Origin of the sequence: Flavobacterium sp. FlaQc-28 (assembly GCF_044007415.1) — a bacterium.
Taxonomy (GTDB): Bacteria; Bacteroidota; Bacteroidia; order Flavobacteriales; family Flavobacteriaceae; genus Flavobacterium.
This window is the reverse complement of record NZ_JBIPCM010000001.1, coordinates 607,318-627,808: the sequence shown is the minus strand read 5'-3', so window position 1 is coordinate 627,808 and position 20,491 is coordinate 607,318. Positions and strand designations below refer to the sequence as shown.

At 32.2% G+C, this 20,491-nt stretch carries 21 protein-coding genes and 1 tRNA gene; 13 read left to right on the top strand and 9 right to left on the bottom strand.

The genetic code is table 11. From position 1 onward, the window contains the following. Positions 1-11: 11 nt before the first annotated feature. Entirely contained in the window at positions 12-533 is a 522-nt protein-coding gene (locus ACHRVL_RS02700; protein ID WP_257683196.1) for a redoxin domain-containing protein, read from the top strand. Positions 534-538: 5 nt separating this feature from the next. Continuing rightward, complete coding sequence (locus tag ACHRVL_RS02695) at positions 539-2,695, top strand: peptidase domain-containing ABC transporter (RefSeq protein WP_395410138.1); 2,157 nt, start codon at positions 539-541, stop codon at positions 2,693-2,695. 84 nt (positions 2,696-2,779) lie between these two features. Here ACHRVL_RS02695 and ACHRVL_RS02690 read toward each other — a convergent pair whose 3' ends face one another. Continuing rightward, entirely contained in the window at positions 2,780-3,457 is a 678-nt protein-coding gene (locus tag ACHRVL_RS02690) for a GNAT family N-acetyltransferase (RefSeq protein ID WP_257683198.1), read from the bottom strand. A gap of 92 nt (positions 3,458-3,549) precedes the next feature. Continuing rightward, positions 3,550-3,629 (bottom strand) — tRNA-Leu (locus ACHRVL_RS02685). A 291-nt stretch (positions 3,630-3,920) separates the two neighbouring features. Here ACHRVL_RS02685 and ACHRVL_RS02680 point away from each other — a divergent pair. The 4 genes from ACHRVL_RS02680 to ACHRVL_RS02665 all read left to right on the top strand — a co-directional run bounded on the left by ACHRVL_RS02680 (position 3,921) and on the right by ACHRVL_RS02665 (position 7,323). Then, a complete protein-coding gene (locus ACHRVL_RS02680; RefSeq protein WP_089053799.1) occupies positions 3,921-4,862 on the top strand; it encodes a ribose-phosphate pyrophosphokinase in 942 nt (313 codons plus the stop codon). Positions 4,863-4,985: 123 nt separating this feature from the next. Beyond that, positions 4,986-5,597 (top strand): 50S ribosomal protein L25/general stress protein Ctc, encoded by a 612-nt coding sequence (locus ACHRVL_RS02675; protein ID WP_089053611.1) that lies wholly within the window; start codon positions 4,986-4,988, stop codon positions 5,595-5,597. 298 nt (positions 5,598-5,895) lie between these two features. Continuing rightward, complete coding sequence (gene pth, locus ACHRVL_RS02670; RefSeq protein WP_395410136.1) at positions 5,896-6,573, top strand: aminoacyl-tRNA hydrolase; 678 nt, start codon at positions 5,896-5,898, stop codon at positions 6,571-6,573. Positions 6,574-6,714: 141 nt separating this feature from the next. Then, positions 6,715-7,323: a superoxide dismutase gene (locus ACHRVL_RS02665; protein WP_129023512.1), complete on the top strand. Its 609-nt coding sequence runs from the start codon at positions 6,715-6,717 to the stop codon at positions 7,321-7,323. 656 nt (positions 7,324-7,979) lie between these two features. Here the strand turns inward: ACHRVL_RS02665 and ACHRVL_RS02660 are convergent. Beyond that, positions 7,980-9,878, bottom strand: coding sequence for an amidophosphoribosyltransferase (locus ACHRVL_RS02660; protein WP_395410135.1), 1,899 nt, complete (start codon positions 9,876-9,878; stop codon positions 7,980-7,982). A gap of 80 nt (positions 9,879-9,958) precedes the next feature. Further along, the gene (locus ACHRVL_RS02655) at positions 9,959-10,882 is read right to left on the bottom strand and encodes a PfkB family carbohydrate kinase (protein ID WP_089053615.1); all 924 of its coding nucleotides are present in this window, start codon (positions 10,880-10,882) and stop codon (positions 9,959-9,961) included. A gap of 244 nt (positions 10,883-11,126) precedes the next feature. Between ACHRVL_RS02655 and ACHRVL_RS02650 the strand changes: the two genes are divergently transcribed. Then, on the top strand, positions 11,127-11,696 hold the full coding sequence (locus ACHRVL_RS02650; RefSeq protein ID WP_395410133.1) for a hypothetical protein: 570 nt from the start codon (positions 11,127-11,129) through the stop codon (positions 11,694-11,696). 76 nt (positions 11,697-11,772) lie between these two features. On the opposite strand, the gene ACHRVL_RS02645 is transcribed toward ACHRVL_RS02650, so the two are convergent. The 3 genes from ACHRVL_RS02645 to ACHRVL_RS02635 are packed head-to-tail and all read right to left on the bottom strand — an operon-like array spanning position 11,773 to position 13,671. Next, positions 11,773-12,696, bottom strand: coding sequence for an alpha/beta hydrolase family protein (locus tag ACHRVL_RS02645; protein ID WP_395410131.1), 924 nt, complete (start codon positions 12,694-12,696; stop codon positions 11,773-11,775). 8 nt (positions 12,697-12,704) lie between these two features. Beyond that, a complete protein-coding gene (locus tag ACHRVL_RS02640) occupies positions 12,705-13,100 on the bottom strand; it encodes a hypothetical protein (protein ID WP_395410129.1) in 396 nt (131 codons plus the stop codon). Beyond that, positions 13,084-13,671: an RNA polymerase sigma factor gene (locus ACHRVL_RS02635; RefSeq protein WP_395410127.1), complete on the bottom strand. Its 588-nt coding sequence runs from the start codon at positions 13,669-13,671 to the stop codon at positions 13,084-13,086. The genes ACHRVL_RS02640 and ACHRVL_RS02635 overlap by 17 nt, the downstream gene beginning before the upstream one ends. Positions 13,672-13,945: 274 nt before the next feature. On the opposite strand from ACHRVL_RS02635, the gene ACHRVL_RS02630 reads away from it, so the two are divergent. Beyond that, positions 13,946-14,293 carry a DUF6249 domain-containing protein gene (locus ACHRVL_RS02630; protein WP_089053620.1) on the top strand — a complete coding sequence of 116 codons (348 nt, stop codon included), beginning with the start codon at positions 13,946-13,948 and terminating at the stop codon, positions 14,291-14,293. Positions 14,294-14,344: 51 nt separating this feature from the next. Here the strand turns inward: ACHRVL_RS02630 and rnhA are convergent, their stop codons facing one another. After that, positions 14,345-14,824 (bottom strand): ribonuclease HI, encoded by a 480-nt coding sequence (rnhA, locus tag ACHRVL_RS02625; RefSeq protein ID WP_089058930.1) that lies wholly within the window; start codon positions 14,822-14,824, stop codon positions 14,345-14,347. 125 nt (positions 14,825-14,949) lie between these two features. Next, positions 14,950-15,528, bottom strand: coding sequence for a phosphoribosylglycinamide formyltransferase (gene purN / locus ACHRVL_RS02620; RefSeq protein ID WP_395410124.1), 579 nt, complete (start codon positions 15,526-15,528; stop codon positions 14,950-14,952). A 175-nt stretch (positions 15,529-15,703) separates the two neighbouring features. Between purN and ACHRVL_RS02615 the strand changes: the two genes are divergently transcribed. From ACHRVL_RS02615 to pyk, 5 genes are all read left to right on the top strand, one after another. After that, a complete protein-coding gene (locus ACHRVL_RS02615) occupies positions 15,704-15,940 on the top strand; it encodes an acyl carrier protein (RefSeq protein WP_007137004.1) in 237 nt (78 codons plus the stop codon). Positions 15,941-16,177: 237 nt separating this feature from the next. Continuing rightward, positions 16,178-17,431, top strand: coding sequence for a beta-ketoacyl-ACP synthase II (fabF, locus tag ACHRVL_RS02610; protein WP_129023503.1), 1,254 nt, complete (start codon positions 16,178-16,180; stop codon positions 17,429-17,431). 9 nt (positions 17,432-17,440) lie between these two features. After that, positions 17,441-18,181, top strand: a complete 741-nt coding sequence (gene rnc / locus ACHRVL_RS02605) for a ribonuclease III (protein WP_089058932.1) — start codon at positions 17,441-17,443, stop codon at positions 18,179-18,181. A 125-nt stretch (positions 18,182-18,306) separates the two neighbouring features. After that, positions 18,307-18,795 carry an IPExxxVDY family protein gene (locus ACHRVL_RS02600; protein ID WP_395410121.1) on the top strand — a complete coding sequence of 163 codons (489 nt, stop codon included), beginning with the start codon at positions 18,307-18,309 and terminating at the stop codon, positions 18,793-18,795. Between the two features lie 5 nt (positions 18,796-18,800). Continuing rightward, entirely contained in the window at positions 18,801-20,234 is a 1,434-nt protein-coding gene (pyk, locus tag ACHRVL_RS02595) for a pyruvate kinase (protein WP_395410119.1), read from the top strand. Positions 20,235-20,491 lie beyond the last annotated feature (257 nt).

Genomic DNA, 20,491 nt, shown 5'->3' with positions numbered 1-20,491 from the left:
AAACAAAAACAATGAAAAAATCATTAAAAACAATTATTGTATCACTATTTATTGGTGCTCTATTCTTTCTTGGTTATCAAATAACATCTAAAATAAACCATAAAAAAGAAATTCTTCAAAACATCAAAACTATTCCCAATTTTTCTTATCAAACAATAAATGGAGAAACTTTTACAAATGAAAATCTTAAAAAGGATATTGCAACAATTTTTATCTATTTCAATACTGAATGTGACTACTGTGATGCAGAAACACAAATGATAAAAAAAAACATGGAAAAATTTAAGGACGTTCAGCTCATTTTTATATCCTTTGAAGAACCCTTACAAATTAAGAAATTTGCTAAAAAACATCAATTAACAGCTTATGATAATGTTCGTTTTTTACATGACAACAAAGTCTCATTCGCTGCTACTTTTGATGTTAATTCATTGCCTAGTATAGTATTATATGATAAAAATCAAAATTTAATCGAGAAAATAAAAGGTCAAATAAACCCTGCCATTTTGATTAGAAAATTAAATATCGACTAATCGCAATGAATTTAAAACATATCCGTAAAACCCATTCTTTACAATTAGATCAATCAGATTGTGGCGCAGCATGTTTGCTATCGATTATAAAGTTTTACTATGGTAATACTTCTTTAGAAAAAATAAGAGAATTAAGCGGCACAACCAAACAAGGGACAACAATGTTAGGATTGTATCAGGCAGCTAATCAATTAGACTTTAATGCTGATGGCTGCGAAGCTGATATGCATGCATTGATTGATCATAAACAACCCCTTATTTTACATGCTTTAATTGATAATCGATTAAACCACTATATCATTTGCTATGGCTACAGTGAAAAAGATGGATTTCTGATTGGAGATCCTGCGAAAGGAATTGCTTTTTTATCAATCCAAGAACTAGACAAAGTTTGGATTTCAAAATCTTGCCTGACTTTAGAGCCAAATAAAAATTTCGTTACAGAAGAAGCAGAAAAAAACATTAAATTAAAATGGTTTTTAGATATACTAAAAGAAGATTATAAACTTATTTGGATTTCTATACTGCTCGGTGTTTTTGTTGCTGGTTTAGGGTTGGCAATGGCTCTTTTTTCTCAAAAACTTATTGATGATATACTTCCATCAAACAACATCAATAAATTAATTTCTGGAATTATCCTGTTGACTATTTTACTTTCTGCTCGTGTTGGAATATCTGTTTTAAGACAGCATTTTACAATTCGACAATCTAAAGATTTTAATAACCGTATTAATAATACATTTTTCTCGTCCTTGCTTCAACTTCCTAAATTCTTTTTTGACACTAGAAAAACAGGAGAACTTGTCTCAAGACTAAACGATACACAACGAGTGCAAAATGTCATCAAAATATTAGCTAACACATTAATTATAGACATTCTTGCAGTTATAATCTCATCTGTTTTCTTGCTAACTTATTCATTGAAGTTGGGAATAATTTGTATTCTCAGCCTGCCTGTATACTTCTTTATAATCTACCGTCACAATAAAAAAATCATGCTTTCTCAAAAAGAAGTAATGGAAAGTTCAGCTGTTAATGAAAGTAATTTCATTAATACAATTCAAGGTATATCTACTATTAAAAATGACAATAAACAAGCTGTATTCAATCAATTAAATCAATTTATTTTCGCTAACTATCAAGAAAAAATAGTTAACCTCGGAAAAATTAACATTAGCTTATCTTGGCAATCTGGCTTGGCAAGCGTAATATTTGTTATTGGAATCTTAATCTATACTTCTATTCAGGTATTTAATAAAGAAATTAAAATTGGAGAATTAATGGCTATTTTAGGAATTGTCGGCTCATTATTGCCTTCAATTGCAAGTTTGGCTTTAATTTCGATTCCAATAAATGAAGCAAAAATAGCTTTTAACAGAATGTATGAATTTGCATCTATTAAAAAAGAAAATGAAGAAGGACTTAAAATCCTTGAAATTAATAAAATTTGTATTCAAAATCTGTTATTTCGGTTTGCAGGTCGAAGCAAACTTTTCCATAACGTAAATATCGAAATCGAAAAAGGTAAATTCATTGCAATAGTAGGTGAAAGCGGATCTGGAAAAAGCACTTTGGGACAAATTTTACAGCGTTTCTATCCATTCGAAAAGGGGAGTATTATTTTAAATAATAATCATCAACTTCAAGAGATTGAACTTAAAAGTTATAGAGATTTGTTGGGAGTCATTCCTCAAGAGATTACCATTTTCAACGGAAATGTTATTGATAACATCCTGCTTGGAACGATAGACACACCAGAAAATGTAATGCAGTTTATTAAAGAATATGAATTTGGACATTTCTTCAATCAATTGCCACAAGGATTAGAAACTATTCTTGGTGAACAGGGGATAAATTTAAGCGGAGGTCAAAAGCAGATTATCGCGCTGGCACGAGCCTTATATAAAAAACCACAGTTTTTAATTTTGGATGAAGCAACATCAGCCATGGACAGAAACACCGAAAAATTTACACTGCAATTACTGCAAAAAATAAAACTAGATTGTGCTGTACTATTCATTTCGCATCGCTTAAATAAATTAAAAACTATTGCTGATACTATTTATATTTTAGAAAATCAAACTATAACACAGTTTGGCAATCATGAGGAATTAATGCAAACGTATAATTTTTATAGTGCGTACTGGAAAGAAAATAATTAAAAGATCATTAAATCTAAAGGGTAGTGTCTCACAAACTGTGGAAATTAACATTGCGTCTGCCAATTACTTATGATTTACAAGAGTCTAAAAAGATAAATTTATGCTGTCTTTTTTTAGGTTTAACTCTATTTTGCCAACAATTTCGCCAATGCTCGTTTTTTCAACATCCTTGTATAGAATGCAATTAAATCCAAATGATTGATAAAAAGGAATAAGCAAATTAAAATTATTAGAATATGAACTTGAAAGTTCGCCTGTGATACTTGTATATTTTTGCTCCAATCCGTTTTTTATTACAAAATCCATAAGCACTCTACCATATCCTTTTCCTTTTATTTTTGACATAAAGCCTGTTATATGAATTTCTTTTCCACGCTTTGTGAACTCTATTTCAGAATCACAATCTTTATTATTTCCACTTTCACCAAATAATTCTATAGTGTCAAATATTTCCTTTTTTGAATATGAAATAACAACTAACTCGTTTTTTTTAGTTATTGCAAGCTCATAGGTTTTATTTCTATCGTTTTTTATAATTTCTCTGAATCTATTGAATCTTGTTATTAAAGCATTGTTTTCAGTAAAGATATTTTCTTTTTCCTTTTTTAACAGATCAAATTTTTTATTTAATACGGATAAGGAATCTTGTTTTTGTTTTATCTCGTTTTTTAAAATAAATCGTGACATTTTTTTCAGCATCTCATGTAATATTATAAACAGTAATCTGAACGGAACCAACAATAAGGAGTCTTTAATTTTCATAATCCAAATATATAATAAAAAAATCAGCCACCTTTTTGACCACCCTAAAAAGAAAAAGCCTCTGAAAATCAATAGATTTCAGAGGCTTTAAGTACCCGGAGCCGGAGTCGAACCGGCACGGTTTCCCACAGGTGTTTGAGACCAGCGCGTCTACCAATTCCGCCATCCGGGCTTAGCAGACGAAAAAACAACTAATAAATCAATTGTTTTAACGCAATAGAATGAAGTCATAAATGGCGTCATTCCTTTAACACGGTGCAAATGTAAAAAATAAATTTAAACCAACTACTAAAAATACTTAAATTTTTCCTTTCAGTGTCCAATAAATTTTATAAATTTGCACCTCGTTAAAACGACGCACACACAACTAACTACACCCGAGGCATTTATGCAGGTTTTGCTTTACCTAAAATGATAAAGCTGAATTGTGCAGAGTGCAGCGGAGCAAAAACAACAAATTATAATGTCGCACCTAGAACCAGAAGCTAAAATTTTTGCTTGTTCACAAAGTGTTTATCTTGCAGAAAAAATTGCAGAACAATACGGAATTCCGTTAGGAAAAGTAACGATGTCAACGTACAGTGATGGTGAATTTCAACCGTCTTACGAAGAGTCAATTAGAGGATTACGCGTTTTTATCGTGTGCTCAACATTTCCAACTGCTGATAATTTGATGGAATTGTTATTAATGATTGATGCTGCAAAACGTGCATCAGCAAGACACATTACAGCTGTTATGCCTTATTTTGGTTGGGCAAGACAAGATAGAAAAGATAAACCAAGAGTTCCGATTGGAGCTAAGTTAGTAGCTAATTTATTAGATGCTGCAGGAGCGACAAGAGTAATGACAATGGATTTGCATGCAGATCAGATCCAAGGATTTTTTGAAAAACCAGTAGATCATTTATTCGCATCTACTATCTTTTTACCATACGTAGAAAGTTTAAAATTAGAAAACCTAACAATTGCATCTCCAGATATGGGAGGTTCAAAAAGAGCATATGCTTACTCTAAGTTTTTAGAATCAGATGTAGTAATCTGTTACAAACAAAGAAAAGCAGCCAACGTTATCGACACTATGGAATTGATTGGTGAGGTAAAAGGTCGTAACGTAATATTAGTAGACGACATGATCGATACAGGAGGAACTTTAGCAAAAGCTGCAGACCTAATGATCGAAAAAGGAGCGCTAAGTGTTAGAGCAATTTGTACACATGCTATATTATCTGGCAGTGCGTATGAGAAAATTGAAAATTCAAAATTGACAGAATTAATCGTTACAGATTCAATTCCGTTAAAGAAAGAATCAAAGAAAATAAAAGTAGTGAGTTGTGCACCGCTTTTTGCAGAAGTTATGCACATGGTGCACCACAACAATTCCATTAGTGGAAAATTTATAATGTAGGAAGCAGTAGGCTTTAGGCTATAAACCGTAAGCAATGTTACTCATTTTAAAAAAAGCTTAAAGCGTATTGCTTAAAGCTTACAGCAAAATAGAATATTTTATTAATAACTATATTTTTTTACAATGAAATCGATTACAATTAAAGGATCAGAAAGAGAAAGCGTGGGCAAAGTGTCAACTAAAGCCTTACGTAATGCTGGACAGGTTCCTTGCGTTTTATACGGAGGAAATCAGGCAGTACACTTCTCAGCAGACGTTACAGCATTCAAAAACTTGGTTTACACTCCAAACGCTCACACAGTTGTGATCGAACTTGGAAAAGGAAAATCATTCAATGCAATTTTACAAGACATTCAGGTTCACCCTGTATCTGACAAAATTTTACACATTGACTTCTTTCAATTATTTGATGAGAAAGAAATCACTATGGAAGTTCCAGTAAAAATTGTTGGTACATCTAAAGGTGTTCTTGCAGGTGGTGTTTTACGTTTAAACCAACGTAAATTAAAAGTTAAAGCTTTACCAGCAAATCTTCCTGATTTTGTTGAAGCTGACATCACTCCACTTGAAATGGGTAACAAATTATATGTTACTAAAGTTGGTGCTCCAGAATACAAAATTATGCACCCAGACAACACAGTTGTTGCTCAAGTAAGAATTTCTCGTGCTGCTATGAAAGCTGCTCAAGAAGCTGCAAAAGCTGCAAAAGCTCCTGCAAAAGGAAAGAAAAAATAATTTTTTTTCAAATCAATACAAAAAGCCTCAATCATGCGATTGGGGCTTTTTTTTGAAAGGTTCTGAGGTACTAGGTTCTAAGTTTTTTAATATGAGAGGGCTTCGACTTCGCTTAGGATGACATAAGAGTAGCATAAAATAAAATCAGTGTAAGCCTGTTTAATCTGCGTCATACGCACCATTCTTAGCGATCTTTACGGTTAAATCATCACCAACAGGCAATTATCTAATTGTCACATTCACAAATTATCTAATTAACCAATTGCCACATTCTCTAATTAATCTTACTTTTGTGAACATGATAAAATGGATAACAAAACTGTTTTCATCAACACCAAAAGAAGAGAACACAGAAGGCAATATGGAACTGGAGGTTCACGAACACCCAAAAAATAGTATAAAAAGCGTGAGTAAAAAATATTTAATAGTAGGTTTAGGAAATATCGGAGCCGAATACGTAAACACAAGACATAATATCGGATTTAAAGTATTAGACTTTTTAGCTAAAAAAGAAGGTCTTTCATTTGAAACTGTAAAATTAGGAGCGTTAGCAGAATATAAATTTAAAGGAAGGACATTTTTGCTTCTTAAGCCAAATACCTACATGAATTTGAGCGGAAAAGCAGTAAAATATTGGATGGATAAAGAAAATATTCCGTTAGAAAATATTTTGGTAATTACTGACGACTTAAACCTGTCATTTGGAACGATCCGAATTAAGCCAAAAGGAAGTGATGGAGGTCATAACGGACTAAAAAATATCAATCTTGTTTTGAATACGCAGCAATATACCCGCTTTAGATTTGGAATCAGCGATCAGTTTAAAAAAGGGCAGCAGGTTGATTATGTTTTGGGAGAATGGGATGAAGAAGAAAAAGCAAAATTGACAGAACGTTTAGAGGTTGCATCGGAAATTATAAAATCTTTTGGTACAGCCGGTCTTGAAAACACCATGACAACCTTTAATGGAAAATAAAGAGTATCAGGTATTTGACTTGAATGAAAATCAATTTATCAATTAATTAAATTGAATTATAACGAAATACTATTTTCAATTCCAAAGTTAAATGTCTAAATTTGGAATAAATTATTTATAAACCATAAAAATCATAATACCATGGCTTTTGAATTACCACAATTACCTTATGCATATGATGCATTAGAACCACATATTGATGCACGTACAATGGAAATTCACCATTCAAAACATCATAATGCATACACTACAAATCTTAATGCTGCTATTGCAGGTACAGATTTAGAAGGAAAAACAATCGAAAATATCTTAATTAACCTAGATAAAACTAATGCAGCTGTTCGTAACAATGGTGGAGGTTTTTACAACCACAATTTATTTTGGACAGTAATGGCTCCAAATGGAGGCGGATTGCCAACTGGTGATTTATTAGCTGCTATCGAAGCTTCTTTTGGAACTTTTGAAGAGTTTAAAGCAAAGTTTGCTAAAGCTGGTGCAACACAATTTGGTTCAGGATGGGCTTGGTTATGTGTACACAAAGGAGGTAAATTAGACGTTTGCGGAACTCCAAACCAGGACAATCCATTAATGCCAGAAGTTGGCTGCGGTGGAACTCCAATTTTAGGAATGGACGTTTGGGAGCACGCTTACTACTTAAACTACCAAAACAGAAGACCAGATTATATTGAGGCTTTTTTCAGCGTAATCAACTGGACAGAAGTTGCTAGAAGATTTGCTTTAGACAAATAAGAGGTTAGAGTAAAGAATATAGAAAAAAGACGGATGCGCAAGTGTCCGTCTTTTTTTTTATTTAGTATCATCTATTCCCTTTGTTCTATATTCTTTCTTCTAAAAAAAAAGTAAAATAAAAAAGGCGGAATCTCTTCCACCTTTTTTGCCCCAAATCTACCATAAACTTAACCTACTAATGTTATGGTTCAGTAAATGTATGGCAGTTATTCTTGTGAAAAAAACTTTCTAGTTGAATGGTAAATATATCCGACAAAAAGCTGTAAATGTCTGTTTTTTAGATGTTTAAATTTATTTTAATAAAAAAGGCGGAATCTCTTCCGCCTTTTTTGCCCCAAATCTACCATAAACTTAACCTACTAATGTTATGGTTCAGTAAATGTATGGCAGTTATTATTGTGAAAAAAACTTTTTAGTTGAATGGCAAATATATTCGACAAAATGGAATAAAAGGTGCAAGTAGAGATATTTGAGTTTACTCCAATAAAAAAGGTGGAATTGCTTCCACCCTTTTTGCCCCAAATCTACCATAAACTTAACCTACTAATGTTATGGTAGTTCAAAAGTATTATAGCTTTTCATTTTTACCAAACAAACAGGATAAACGGCAAAAAAAACCGATGAAATGCACGAATTAACTTTTTGTTAGTATTTTATTAATAAGCTCTTGCATCTTTTCCTTCATAGAAATTCATGAAAGCTCTGTTTACAACTCGATTTCCTCCAGGAGTTGGGTAATCTCCTGTAAAGTACCAGTCACCCAGGTTTTTAGGACATGCAATGTGTAAATCTTCTACTTTTTGGAAAATAATTTTAACTTCGGCGTTAATCTCTGGTGAGCTTAACATTTCAGCAATTTTATCTGAAACTTCTTCAGGAGTAAATTGATCGTAAATTGCAGTTACATAATTAACAACATCTTTATCTTCAAAATTTTCCTGCGCTTTGCATTTAGCATAAACTTCATCAACGATATGATATAAGTTTCTTTCTTTTAGTAAAGTTAATGCTGCTCTAAAAGCAACAAGACCTTCTAGTTTCGCCATATCAATTCCGTAACAATCAGGATAACGAATTTGCGGAGCTGATGAAACAATAACGATTCGTTTTGGATTTAAACGATCCATCATTTTTATGATGCTCATTTTTAAAGTTGTACCACGAACAATACTGTCATCAATAATAACTAAATTGTCTTCTGGTTTAATTACGCCGTAAGTAACATCATAAACGTGAGCTACTAAGTCATCACGACTGCTGTCTTCGGTAATAAAGGTTCTAAGTTTAGCATCTTTAATAGCAACTTTTTCCGTACGGATTTTTACTGCTAATAGTTCTTGCAATGTTTCAGCAGTAAGTGTGTTTCTGTTTGCTAAAATATAATTGTTTTTTCTCTGATTTAAGAAATCCTGAGCAGCTTCGACTAAACCATAAAATGATGTTTCGGCTGTATTTGGAATATACGAGAAAACAGTGTTATCTGTATCGCTGTCAATAGCTTTAAGAACAGCTGGTAAAATTAGTTTTCCTAAGTTTTTACGTTCTTGGTAAATTTCAGCATCACTTCCTCTTGAGAAATAAATTCTTTCAAAAGAACACGCTTTTTTAACGGTTGGTTCTAAGATTTGGTTCATAGAAACTGTTCCGTTTTTCTTGATAATCAAAGCATTTCCTGGATCGATTTCCTGAACGCTCTCAAAAGGAACATTAAACACAGTTTGAATAACTGGTCGCTCCGAAGCTACAACAACAACTTCATCATCTTGATAGAAGTATGCCGGACGAATTCCAGCTGGATCTCTAAAAACAAATGCGTCACCATGTCCTAACAAACCTGCCATTGCATAACCGCCATCTAAGTTTTTAGCAGAGCGAGTTAAGATTTTTGCAATATCTAATCTTTCAGCAATTACTGGCGAAGCTTCTCTTTTTGAATAACCTTCGGTTTTGCAGTCTTGGTATAATTGCATTACCTCTTTATCTAAAAAGTGACCAATTTTTTCCATTACAGTAACAGTATCCGCCATTTCTTTTGGATGTTGTCCAAGCTCAACTAGATTTTCGAAAAGTTCTTTAACATTTGTCATGTTAAAGTTTCCTGCTAAAATCAAATTACGGTGCATCCAGTTACTTTGACGTAAAAATGGATGAACACTTTCGATGCTGTTTTTTCCAAAAGTTCCGTAACGAACGTGTCCTAAGAACAATTCGCCAACATATGGGATTTGTGATTTTATTTTATCAACATCGTCACCAATTTCAGGATTCGCTTTTAATTCTTCGCTGATTCTCTCATTGATTTGTTTAAAAACATCTTGTATTGGCTGCGAATGATTTGAACGAACTCTGCTTATGTAGCGTTGTCCTGGCTCAACATCAAGTTTAATGCTTGCAAAACCAGCTCCGTCTTGACCACGGTTGTGCTGTTTTTCCATCATTAAATACATTTTCTGAATTCCGTAAAATGCAGTTCCGTATTTTTCTTTATAATATTCAAGCGGTTTAAGAAGTCTAACTAAGGCTATACCACATTCGTGTTTTAAAGCGTCGCTCATTGTTTTTGTATTTTGTGTTGTTGTAAGTTGTGTGTATTAACGTAATAAAAAAAGCCCCGTTTTATCGAGGCTCTTAGGCATTATATTTCTATGTCAAACTGAGTTAACGACTTAAATTGTTGTAATCGAATCGCTACTTCGGCTTTGCTTAATGTTTCCATCCTTTCAGTTCCAAATTTCTCTACACAAAATGAAGCTAAATTCGAACCGTAAATAATTGCATTTTTCAAGTTGTTAAACGAAATATTTTCGCTTTGTGCAATGAATCCTGAAAATCCACCTGCAAAAGTGTCTCCAGCTCCAGTTGGGTCAAAAACATCTTCTAAAGGTAAAGCTGGTGCAAAAAATACTTCTCTGTTGTGGAATAAAAGTGCGCCGTGTTCTCCTTTTTTGATCACCACATATTTTGGTCCCATATCTTGGATTTTAGCCGCTGCTTTTACTAATGAATATTCACCAGAAAGTTGTCTTGCTTCTTCGTCATTGATTGTAATAACATCTACACGTTTAATAACGTCTAATAATTCTGGAAGAGCGCAGTCCATCCAAAAGTTCATAGTGTCTAAAACTACTAATTTTGGTTTTTTCTCCATTTGGTCTAAAACACTGCTTTGTACTAACGGATGTAAGTTTCCTAACATCACAACATCAGCATCTTTGTAGTTTTGAGGAACTTTTGGCTGAAAATCAGCTAAAACGTTCAACTCAGTTACTAATGTATCTCTAGAATTTAAATCGTTGTGATACAATCCGCTCCAGAAAAAGGTTTTTCCGCCTTTTACAATTTCGATACCAGAGATATCAATATTTTTTGAAGTTAAAAGATCTAAATGTTCTTGAGGAAAATCGTCACCAACTACAGAAACTATGGCCGATTGCAAGTTAAAAAAGGATGCTGATAAACCAATGTACGTTGCAGCACCACCTAATATTTTATCTGTTTTTCCGAAAGGAGTTTCAATCGCGTCGAAAGCAACTGTTCCAACAATCAATAATTTATTCATTTTATGAATTTCGAATTAGGGTGCAAAGATACTTCATAAGTTGCAATATTGCAATGGTTTAAGTTCTCAAAATTTTCATAAAAAATTGAGGACGATTTCGAGCTTAAAACTATTGGGAATGAGTAAATTATCTAAGGTTCTTTTGAGTGCTCAAAATATCATTTTCAGAATTAAATTGCAATATATATTTTGGAAAAAACGCTGTATATTTTTATTAGATTTGTTTAAACCTCAAATCTCATTTATGAAGAAAATTATAACCTTATTAATGTTGATCTGTTTTTTGATTTCCTGCGAAAGAAAAGAACCTAATTTTTCTGATGAAATGATTGATAAAATTGCTAGAGAATATGATAAAGATGATAAAATCATTGTAATTAAATTATATTCTCTTTTGGATTTATATATCAAAACAAATGAGAATGAGGTTTTTACAACTAATGCAAATTATTTGTTTGAATGTTATAAACGTCATTATTCAAAAAAGTATAAAACTTTTAAAATTTTCTTGGAAGTAATCTTAGATAAAGATTATGTATTTGATAAATCAAATCAAATAATAACACTTTCTCCTTATTATAAATTAAGTCCAAAAATCGAAAAAGAGTATTCTACTTTAGAATTTGATAATTTTTTTAGAAAATACTCAAAACAATCACTTAGAAAAGATGAGCTTGAACTTAATACATCTAATCTAAAAACGAATGAATATTTTACAGTTAAATATCTGCTATATATAAACAAATACGATGTAAGTTCTGACTGTTATCTAGGAGTTGATTATATTCGAAAAAGAGAAGATTCTTTTAAATAAAAACTACAGATGATGCTTCTTCTCAAAAGATTTTTTTAGAAAGCTCAAGATATATTGCATTGGCTTAAGATTGTCTTTATTTATGATTCTTTAATTTATCTAAATTTTTAATCCAATTGATTGCATCTTTCATAGGTTCTTGATTGTCTGAAAATGCTGTGTTGTGTCCTAATTCTGGAAATAATTTATATTCATAAGGTTTTCCCGTGGATTTTAATTTATCAAGATATTCGATAGATAGCTTTACAGGAACTTGAATGTCTTTGCCTCCAAAAATCCAGATTCCTGGAATTGATAATTTAGAAAGAACATCATTGGGATTTGTGTCAACAAACTGATATTTGTCTGGGTCATTGAATATGTGTTTTCTTGCCTCTTCTTCGGAGTGTGTATCCCAAAATTTGTTGTCTCCATTTGTGTAAAATTGGAATCTCAATTGTTCTTTAACGGTTATAAGCGCTCCGCTAAATATGGTCATAAATTTGACTTTCTTGTTTTTCTCTGCGGCCATTGGAATTATCCATCCAGCTTGACTGCCTCCTATTAAACCTATTGCTATTTGATCATTTTGTAAATCCTTGGACAAAGTATTTACAGCGGCACTTGCATCTAAAGACAAAAGATTTAGATTATAGAAATCAACATTGTTAGTCCCAACTTCAGGTCCGGCATATACGCCAGCTGATTCTCCGACGCCGCGTTTATCATATGTTAAAACTGCAATTCCATTGTTGGCTAGATTTGCTGCAAAGTCTATCATTCTTTTTTCTTGCCCTGATCCGTGAACAATCACAACGGCAGCCTGTATATTGTTAGGTGTAAAAACAGTTCCCGCGAGTGAGATTCCTTCGCTAACAAATTTTATTTCCTTAGTAGTAAAGTTTGGTGGAACTGCTGATGTGTAATTAGTAACAAATACTAACAACAATAGTAAGATAGAATGGGAGTGTGTGTTTGTTGCTCTTAGAACGGGTTTAAAAAATGATTTTTTATTTTTCATCTTTAAATTTATAGTTGATATTTTTTATCAAAATAATTTTTTAAAATCCCAACCTGAACTAAAACCATAAAAGGAACAATTAAAACAGCATACAGTGTGGTTTTAGAAAGATGAATTCCTGAGAATGCATTTCCAATTTTGTCCGTATATAATTTTCCAATTTCCAGATTATTTTCTGAAACTGAAAAAAGAGATATGTAAATAATCAAAGCAACTATTGCAGTTCCTATGAAAAACCAAACAGGTTTAGAAATCAATGGTTGGTATGTTTTGATTTTTTTTTCTTCTAATAAATGAACTTCAGCCATTATTTTAGAAGTAAAATCGAATGATGGTGACTGCAGTTTTTCTTCAGCCATCATTTTATCAATAAGTTGTTCTATATTTTTATCGCTCTCTTTCATAACATTCTATTATTTCTGGTTCTAGCTGCTTTCTCAAAATTACGGCTAATTTTTGTCTGCTTCTAAATAATTTTACTTTCGCATTATTTGCTGATATATTCATGATTTTTCCAATTTCTTCTAAATTTTGATCGTCAAAATAAAATAAAGTCAAAAGGAAATTTTCGTCATTGGGTAATAAGTTTAAACATTTCTGAATCGTATGCTTTCGTTCTTTTTCTTCTAAAACACTTAATGCATTATCCATGGTTTTGATTAAATGAGAAGAAAAATCATCAATCGAAATGTTTAGATCTTCTTTTTTGTTTTTCTTCAATCTGTCTAAACAAGTATTATAAGCAATCTTGTAAATCCAGGTCGAAAATTTAGAATCACCTTTGAATTTATTCAGCGAACTAAAAACTTTAATAAAGGTGTCTTGTGCAACTTCTTCTGCTTCTTCTCGATTTTTTACCATTTTGAGCGCCAATGTAAAGATCATATCTTTATAACGATCAACAAGTATGGCAAAAGCATTTGTCTCGCCATGCAAAATTTTATCGATATAATGTTGATCATTTAGTGTGCTCATATTATATAGGACGACAGTTTGTTTATTTAGGTTACAACATTTTAAAAATAAATTCTAAATATGAAAAGGAAATTCCAATTGCAGTATTGAATTTTGTCAAAGTTTTAAACTTTGACAAAGTTTGTCTCGTGAAAAATATATTCAAAATTAACTGATTATCAGTAATTTTTGGAGTTTGGAATTTAATTTTTGAAAGTTTTTACAAAAACTTGTAACCTCAATTTAAAAAGCCTCGTCATATGGGTATATCAATCAATTAAAAACATAAAACATCATGGACGAAAAAATTTTAATTCCAATTAGTCTTTTCTTAATGATCTTCGGGATCGTTTATTTAATCTTTTCAACAAGAAATAGAGAGCGTTTGGCTCTTATAGAAAAAGGAGTAGATGCCAGTATCTTTTTGCAGGGAAAAGGAAGCGGCGTTCCAGTTTGGAAAATTTTTGTGGTAAATTTTGCTTTCTTATTAATAGGAAGCGGTGTTGGAATTTTTCTTGCGTTACTTATAACTACTTATACTTCTCTTCAGGACGGAGCGGTTTACCCTTCAATTATTTTTATAATGGCAGGAATCGGACTTTTGACAGGATTTAAAACAGCAAAAGATTTAGATAAAGAGTAAGCAGGAAATTAAGTTAGTACAAAAAAAGCATCAATTATATGATGCTTTTTTTTATTCCTTAGAACCTATGGTTTCATAATAAACATCTACCGAGAGTTTGGGCTGCATAGAAGCCATAACGGCCAGTTGGTCACAACGCTCATTTTGAGGGTGATTGTTGTGTCCTTTAATCCATTTAAAATCGACTTGGTGTTTTCGGTAAGCAACTAAAAAGCGTTTCCATAAATCAGGATTTTTTCTGCCGGCAAATTTCTTTTTTTCCCAGCCTAGCACCCATTTCTTTTCAACAGAATCTACTACATATTTAGAATCTGAAATTACAAGAACTTTCATGTTTGGCTTTTTTAGTTTTTCAAGACCGACAATTACTGCTAAAAGCTCCATTCGGTTATTAGTCGTAAGGCGAAAACCCTCATAAAACTCTTTTTTGTGCGGTGTTCCCACTAATTCCATCACTACGCCATAACCGCCGTTTCCTGGATTTCCTTTGGCGGCACCATCAGTATATATATGTACTTCGTGTTGGGTCATTTTAATTTTTGATTAACCATATAAGTAATATAAGTTCATTTAAAATACTGTCTTATATTTCTTTGTTAATATAGCGATAGTTATTTAAGCATCAAACTTATACATTCTTATATGACTTATATGGTTTAAATATTAGAGTTTGAATCTTCTAAAACAGTCTGAATTATTTCCGGAAAGTGTTTTTGTTCCAATTCGTGAATCTTTTCGGCTACTGTTTCTGGAGTATCCTCTTCGGTTAATGCTACATTTGCTTGAAAAATAATAGCTCCTTCGTCGTAGTTTTCATTTACATAATGAATAGAAATTCCAGTTTCTTTTTCTTTATTATTTACTATTGCTCTATGTATGTGCATTCCATACATTCCCTTGCCTCCATAATTTGGCAAAAGAGCAGGGTGGATATTTATTATTTTATTTGGATAGTGTTCAATTATGTTTTCAGGGAATTTCAATAAAAAGCCAGCAAGAATTATCAAATCCGGGTCGATTTTTTGTATTTTTTGTAATACGTTTCTCTCTAAAAGTTCATTTTTTGAGAAGATTTCGACTGGAATTTGATGATTTTTTGCTCTTTCAATAACTTTTGCAGAGGCATTATTGGTAAAAACCGAAACAACTTTTGCAATTTCAGTATTTGCAAAATGTTTTATAATGTTTTCTGCATTAGTTCCTGATCCTGAGGCAAAAACGATAATTTTTTTCATAATAGTGCTTATTTTGAGAATGCAAAAAACGGAATAAAAAACGAAAATAAATAGCTTTAAAAGACCTTTCTTGAAATTAATTTTATAAATTAGTGTCACATTTATAAACTAAATAGTTGTTTTAAAATAAAGTTTTTTATTTTTGCCAACAAATTAAATTCTAAAATTAAAGATTATGTCAGACATTGCATCAAGAGTAAAAGCGATTATCGTAGACAAATTAGGTGTTGACGAAAACGAAGTTGTAACAGAAGCAAGCTTCACTAATGATTTGGGAGCTGACTCATTAGACACTGTTGAGCTTATTATGGAATTCGAAAAAGAATTTGATATTCAAATTCCAGACGATCAAGCAGAAAACATTGCTACTGTAGGTCAAGCTATTTCTTATATCGAAGAAGCTAAAAAATAATAATACCACACCCGATTTCTAAAAATCCCAATTTTTGAAATTCCAAATTCCAATTGGAATTTGATTTTTGAAATTTGAAATTTTTAAGAGTCGGGTGTTATTATTTTTTTAAAATTTAAATTTCGATTGATTTTCAATCAAAAAGATATATTTATATTGTAATGCCCATGGCTCTTAAGTAACAAAACTGTTAAGAAAGCGTGGGTTTTATTTGTTTAAAGTACAAAATACATATTTATGGCATTAAGGCGAGTTGTTGTAACAGGATTAGGTGCACTTACTCCTATCGGGAATAATATCCAGGAATATTGGAATGCACTTGTGAATGGGGTTAGCGGAGCGGCTCCTATAACATATTATGATACAGAAAAGCATAAAACGAAATTTGCCTGTGAAGTAAAAAACTTCAATATTGAAGATTTTATGGATCGTAAAGAATCTCGAAGATTAGATAAATTTGCTCAGTATGCTGTTGCTGCTAGTGACGAGGCTATTAAAGATGCCGGACTTACTGATGATAATATCGACAAACAAAGAGTTGGTGTTATTTGGGGTGCAGGAATTGGCGGTTTAGAGACTTTTCAAGATGAAGTAATTTATTATGCTAAAGGTGACGGAACTCCAAAATTCAATCCGTTTTTTATTCCAAAAATGATTGCCGATATCGCTCCTGCGCATATTTCTATGCGTAATGGGTATATGGGGCCAAATTATACTACTGTTTCTGCATGTGCATCTTCTGCAAATGCATTAATCGATGCTTTTAATTACATTCGTTTAGGAATGTGTGATGTTATTGTATCAGGTGGTTCTGAAGCTGCTGTTACCATTGCTGGTATGGGTGGTTTTAGCTCAATGCACGCTTTGTCTACAAGAAACGAAAGTCCAGAAACAGCTTCAAGACCTTTTGACGCTACTAGAGATGGTTTTGTTTTAGGAGAAGGAGCAGGAGCGTTAGTTCTTGAAGATTACGAACATGCAAAAGCCAGAGGCGCAAAAATTTATTGCGAAATTGGGGGAGGCGGAATGTCATCTGACGCTTATCACTTAACTGCGCCACATCCGGAAGGAATTGGAGTTATTGCAGTTATGAAAAATACTTTAAGAGATGCTGGAATGAATCCAGAAGATGTTGATCATATCAATACTCACGGAACTTCTACTCCATTAGGAGATGTTGCTGAATTAAAAGCGATTAGCGCTGTATTTGGTGAACATGCAAAAAATATCAATATCAACTCAACGAAATCAATGACAGGACATTTACTTGGTGCTGCTGGAGCTATCGAAGCAATCGCTTCAATTTTAGCAATGCAACATGGTATTGTTCCTCCAACAATTAACCATACTGTGGTTGATGAAAACATTGATCCATCATTGAACCTTACTTTAAACAAACCTCAAAAAAGAGAAGTAAATGTTGCTATGAGTAACACTTTTGGTTTTGGCGGACACAATGCTTGTGTATTGTTTAAAAAATTAGCTGACTAATTTTCGTATATGAATATTATCAAAAAAATATTTTCTAAATCCCGTTCTCTAGAAGACGGGATTTTTTTTGACACTATTCAAAAAATAGTTGGTTTTCAGCCTGTTACGATCGGTTTTTATAAGAAAGCGTTTACGCACAGATCTTCAAATAAACTAGATGAATCAGGAAATCCGATCAATTATGAACGTTTAGAATTTCTTGGAGATGCCATGTTAAGTGCCGTAATTGCTGCACATTTATTTAATAAAGCGCCAAATGGAGATGAAGGATATTTGACTAAAATGCGTTCGAAAATCGTGAGCCGAGAGCACTTGAATGAATTAGGTAAAGATCTGAATTTAGTACAATTTGTTGAAAGCAAAGTACCTGTACAGCATTTTGGAGAGAACATTCACGGAAACATTTTTGAATCACTTGTTGGTGCAATATATTTGGATAAAGGATATTCGTATTGTGAGAGATTTATTCAAAAAAGAGTAATTACTCCTTATGTTGATATTGCTCGATTAGAAGGAAAAGTAATTAGTTATAAAAGCTTGGTTATTGAATGGTGCCAAAAAGAAAAGAGAATCTTTCATTACGACATTTTTGAAGATAATGGTATTGACGGACAACGCTTGTTTGGTGTCAAATTAAGCATTGATGATAAAGTAATCGCAAGAGCGCGAGCAACTTCAAAAAAGAAAGCAGAAGAGAAAGCTTCCCAAAGAGCCTATTTTGCATTTCAAGAAAAAATTGACAAGAAATGATTACAAAGTCGCTGTAGTTTTCTTAAAGCTAAATCGTTTTCGTTTATAAATTAACAAAAACAAGCGACACATAAGTATAGATGCTCCGATAGAAGTAGTATATTTACAACTTGATTTTTCATGACATGGCTATTCATAGATTGGATTTAGACGAATTTGACGAAATTGATTATTATTTAATGGCTATTCATACTTCATTAGAAGATTATAGATTGGCTTATTTTATCAATAAAAACCTTCCGATTAACTTAAGTAAGAGCAAAAACGAGATCCATGCTCAAACTAAAGAAGGCGAGGCAAATTTTTCGAGATTTTATTATTATGATTCTGAAAAGGTTGTTTCATGGAATTTGATTCAGAATAAAAATGAGATCATTTCTGTGAGTACAAATGATTTCCAGAATTTGTTTTCTAATGAAACAAGTGAGGTTTCTACGACAATTCATTTACTTCCTGAATTCAAGAAAGTAGATTTTTTCCTGAAAATTGAAAACAGCGAGGAGGCTGTCGATTTTTCAGAAATTCAACAACATTTAAACTCAATAGAAAGTATTGCAGCAGTTTATGCTGTGGATACCAATAAAATAAAATCAAAAAACAATCTAATTTTTTAAAAAAAATGTTAACAAATAAGAAAACCAAAATTGTTGCTACACTTGGACCTGCATGTAGTACAAGAGAGATTATCAAGGATATGATCGATGCGGGGGTTAATGTGTTTAGAATCAATTTTTCGCATGCTGATTACGAAGGAGTAAAAGAGAAAATTAATATTATTAGAGGACTTAACGAAGAGTTTGGTTATACTACAGCAATTCTTGGAGACTTGCAGGGACCAAAACTTAGAGTAGGTGTAATGGAAGAAGGAACTGTTGTACATGATGGTGACGAAATTACTTTCACTACAGCAGAAGATATTATCGGAAATGCAAAAAAAGCATTCATGAAATATCAAAATTTCCCAAATGATGTAAATGTTGGAGAGCGTATCTTGCTTGATGATGGTAAACTTATTTTCGAAATTGTTTCTACAGATAAAAAAACAGAAGTAGTTGCTAAAGTTATTCAAGGTGGAGAATTAAAATCTAAGAAAGGTGTAAATCTTCCAAATACAAAAATTTCTTTACCAGCTTTAACTGAAAAAGATATTGCCGATGCGATTTTTGCAATCGAGCAAAAAGTAGATTGGATCGCACTTTCATTCGTGAAAACACCACGTGATTTACAAGATTTACAAGAATTAATCGCTAAACATTCAGAAGTTAAAATTCCAATTATTGCTAAAATTGAAATGCCGGAAGCTCTTGAGAACATGGATAAAATTGTAGCATATTGCGATGGTTTAATGGTGGCTCGTGGAGATCTTGGAGTTGAACTTCCTGCACACGAAGTACCATTAGTTCAAAAAGATTTAATTCGCAGAGCTAAAACAGCTAGAATTCCTGTTATCGTTGCTACACAAATGATGGAAACAATGATTACAAGTTTAACACCAACAAGAGCCGAAGTAAATGACGTTGCTAACTCAGTAATGGACGGAGCAGATGCTGTAATGTTGTCTGGAGAAACTGCAACAGGAAATTACCCAGTTCAGGTAATTCAAAGAATGACTCAAATTTGTGAGGCAGTAGAAAATTCAGAACTTATTCACGTTCCACAAAATACACCTCAAATTAAAACAAAACGTTTCGTTACTAAAACAGTTTGTCACCAAGCGGCTTTACTAGCAAATGAAATCGAGGCAAAAGCAATTTGTACTTTAACAAACAGTGGTTATACAGCTTTCCAAATTTCGGCTTGGAGACCTTCAACTGCTCACATTTTAGTATTTACTTCAAACAGAAGAATCCTAACACAATTGAATTTATTATGGGGAGTTAAATCATTCTTTTATGATAATGAAGAAAGTACAGATGATACTGTTACAGATGTAAATCAAATAGCTGTAGAAAAAGGATATGCTGCAAAAGGTGATTATTTGATTAATCTTGCTGCTATGCCAATTAAAGATAAAGGAATGGTGAACACCATGAGAGTTTCTGAAATCGAATAGTTTTTAAAACATACTATATATAATTAAGCCATCATTTTGATGGCTTTTTTTTTGTGCAAAACTTTCGTATTCGTAGTTTTTCTAGAATATTAAATCAAGAAAAGGCAATTTTAAGTAGGGTTTTATCTTTTAAAATTAAAGATGTAACAATAAGTAAATTAATTAAATGAAGTTTTTTCTTTCAGATTGATGTTGCAAAATAGACTACTTGAACTGAAAATAGTTACTTTTTTGACGAAATCGACTTAGAATTTATA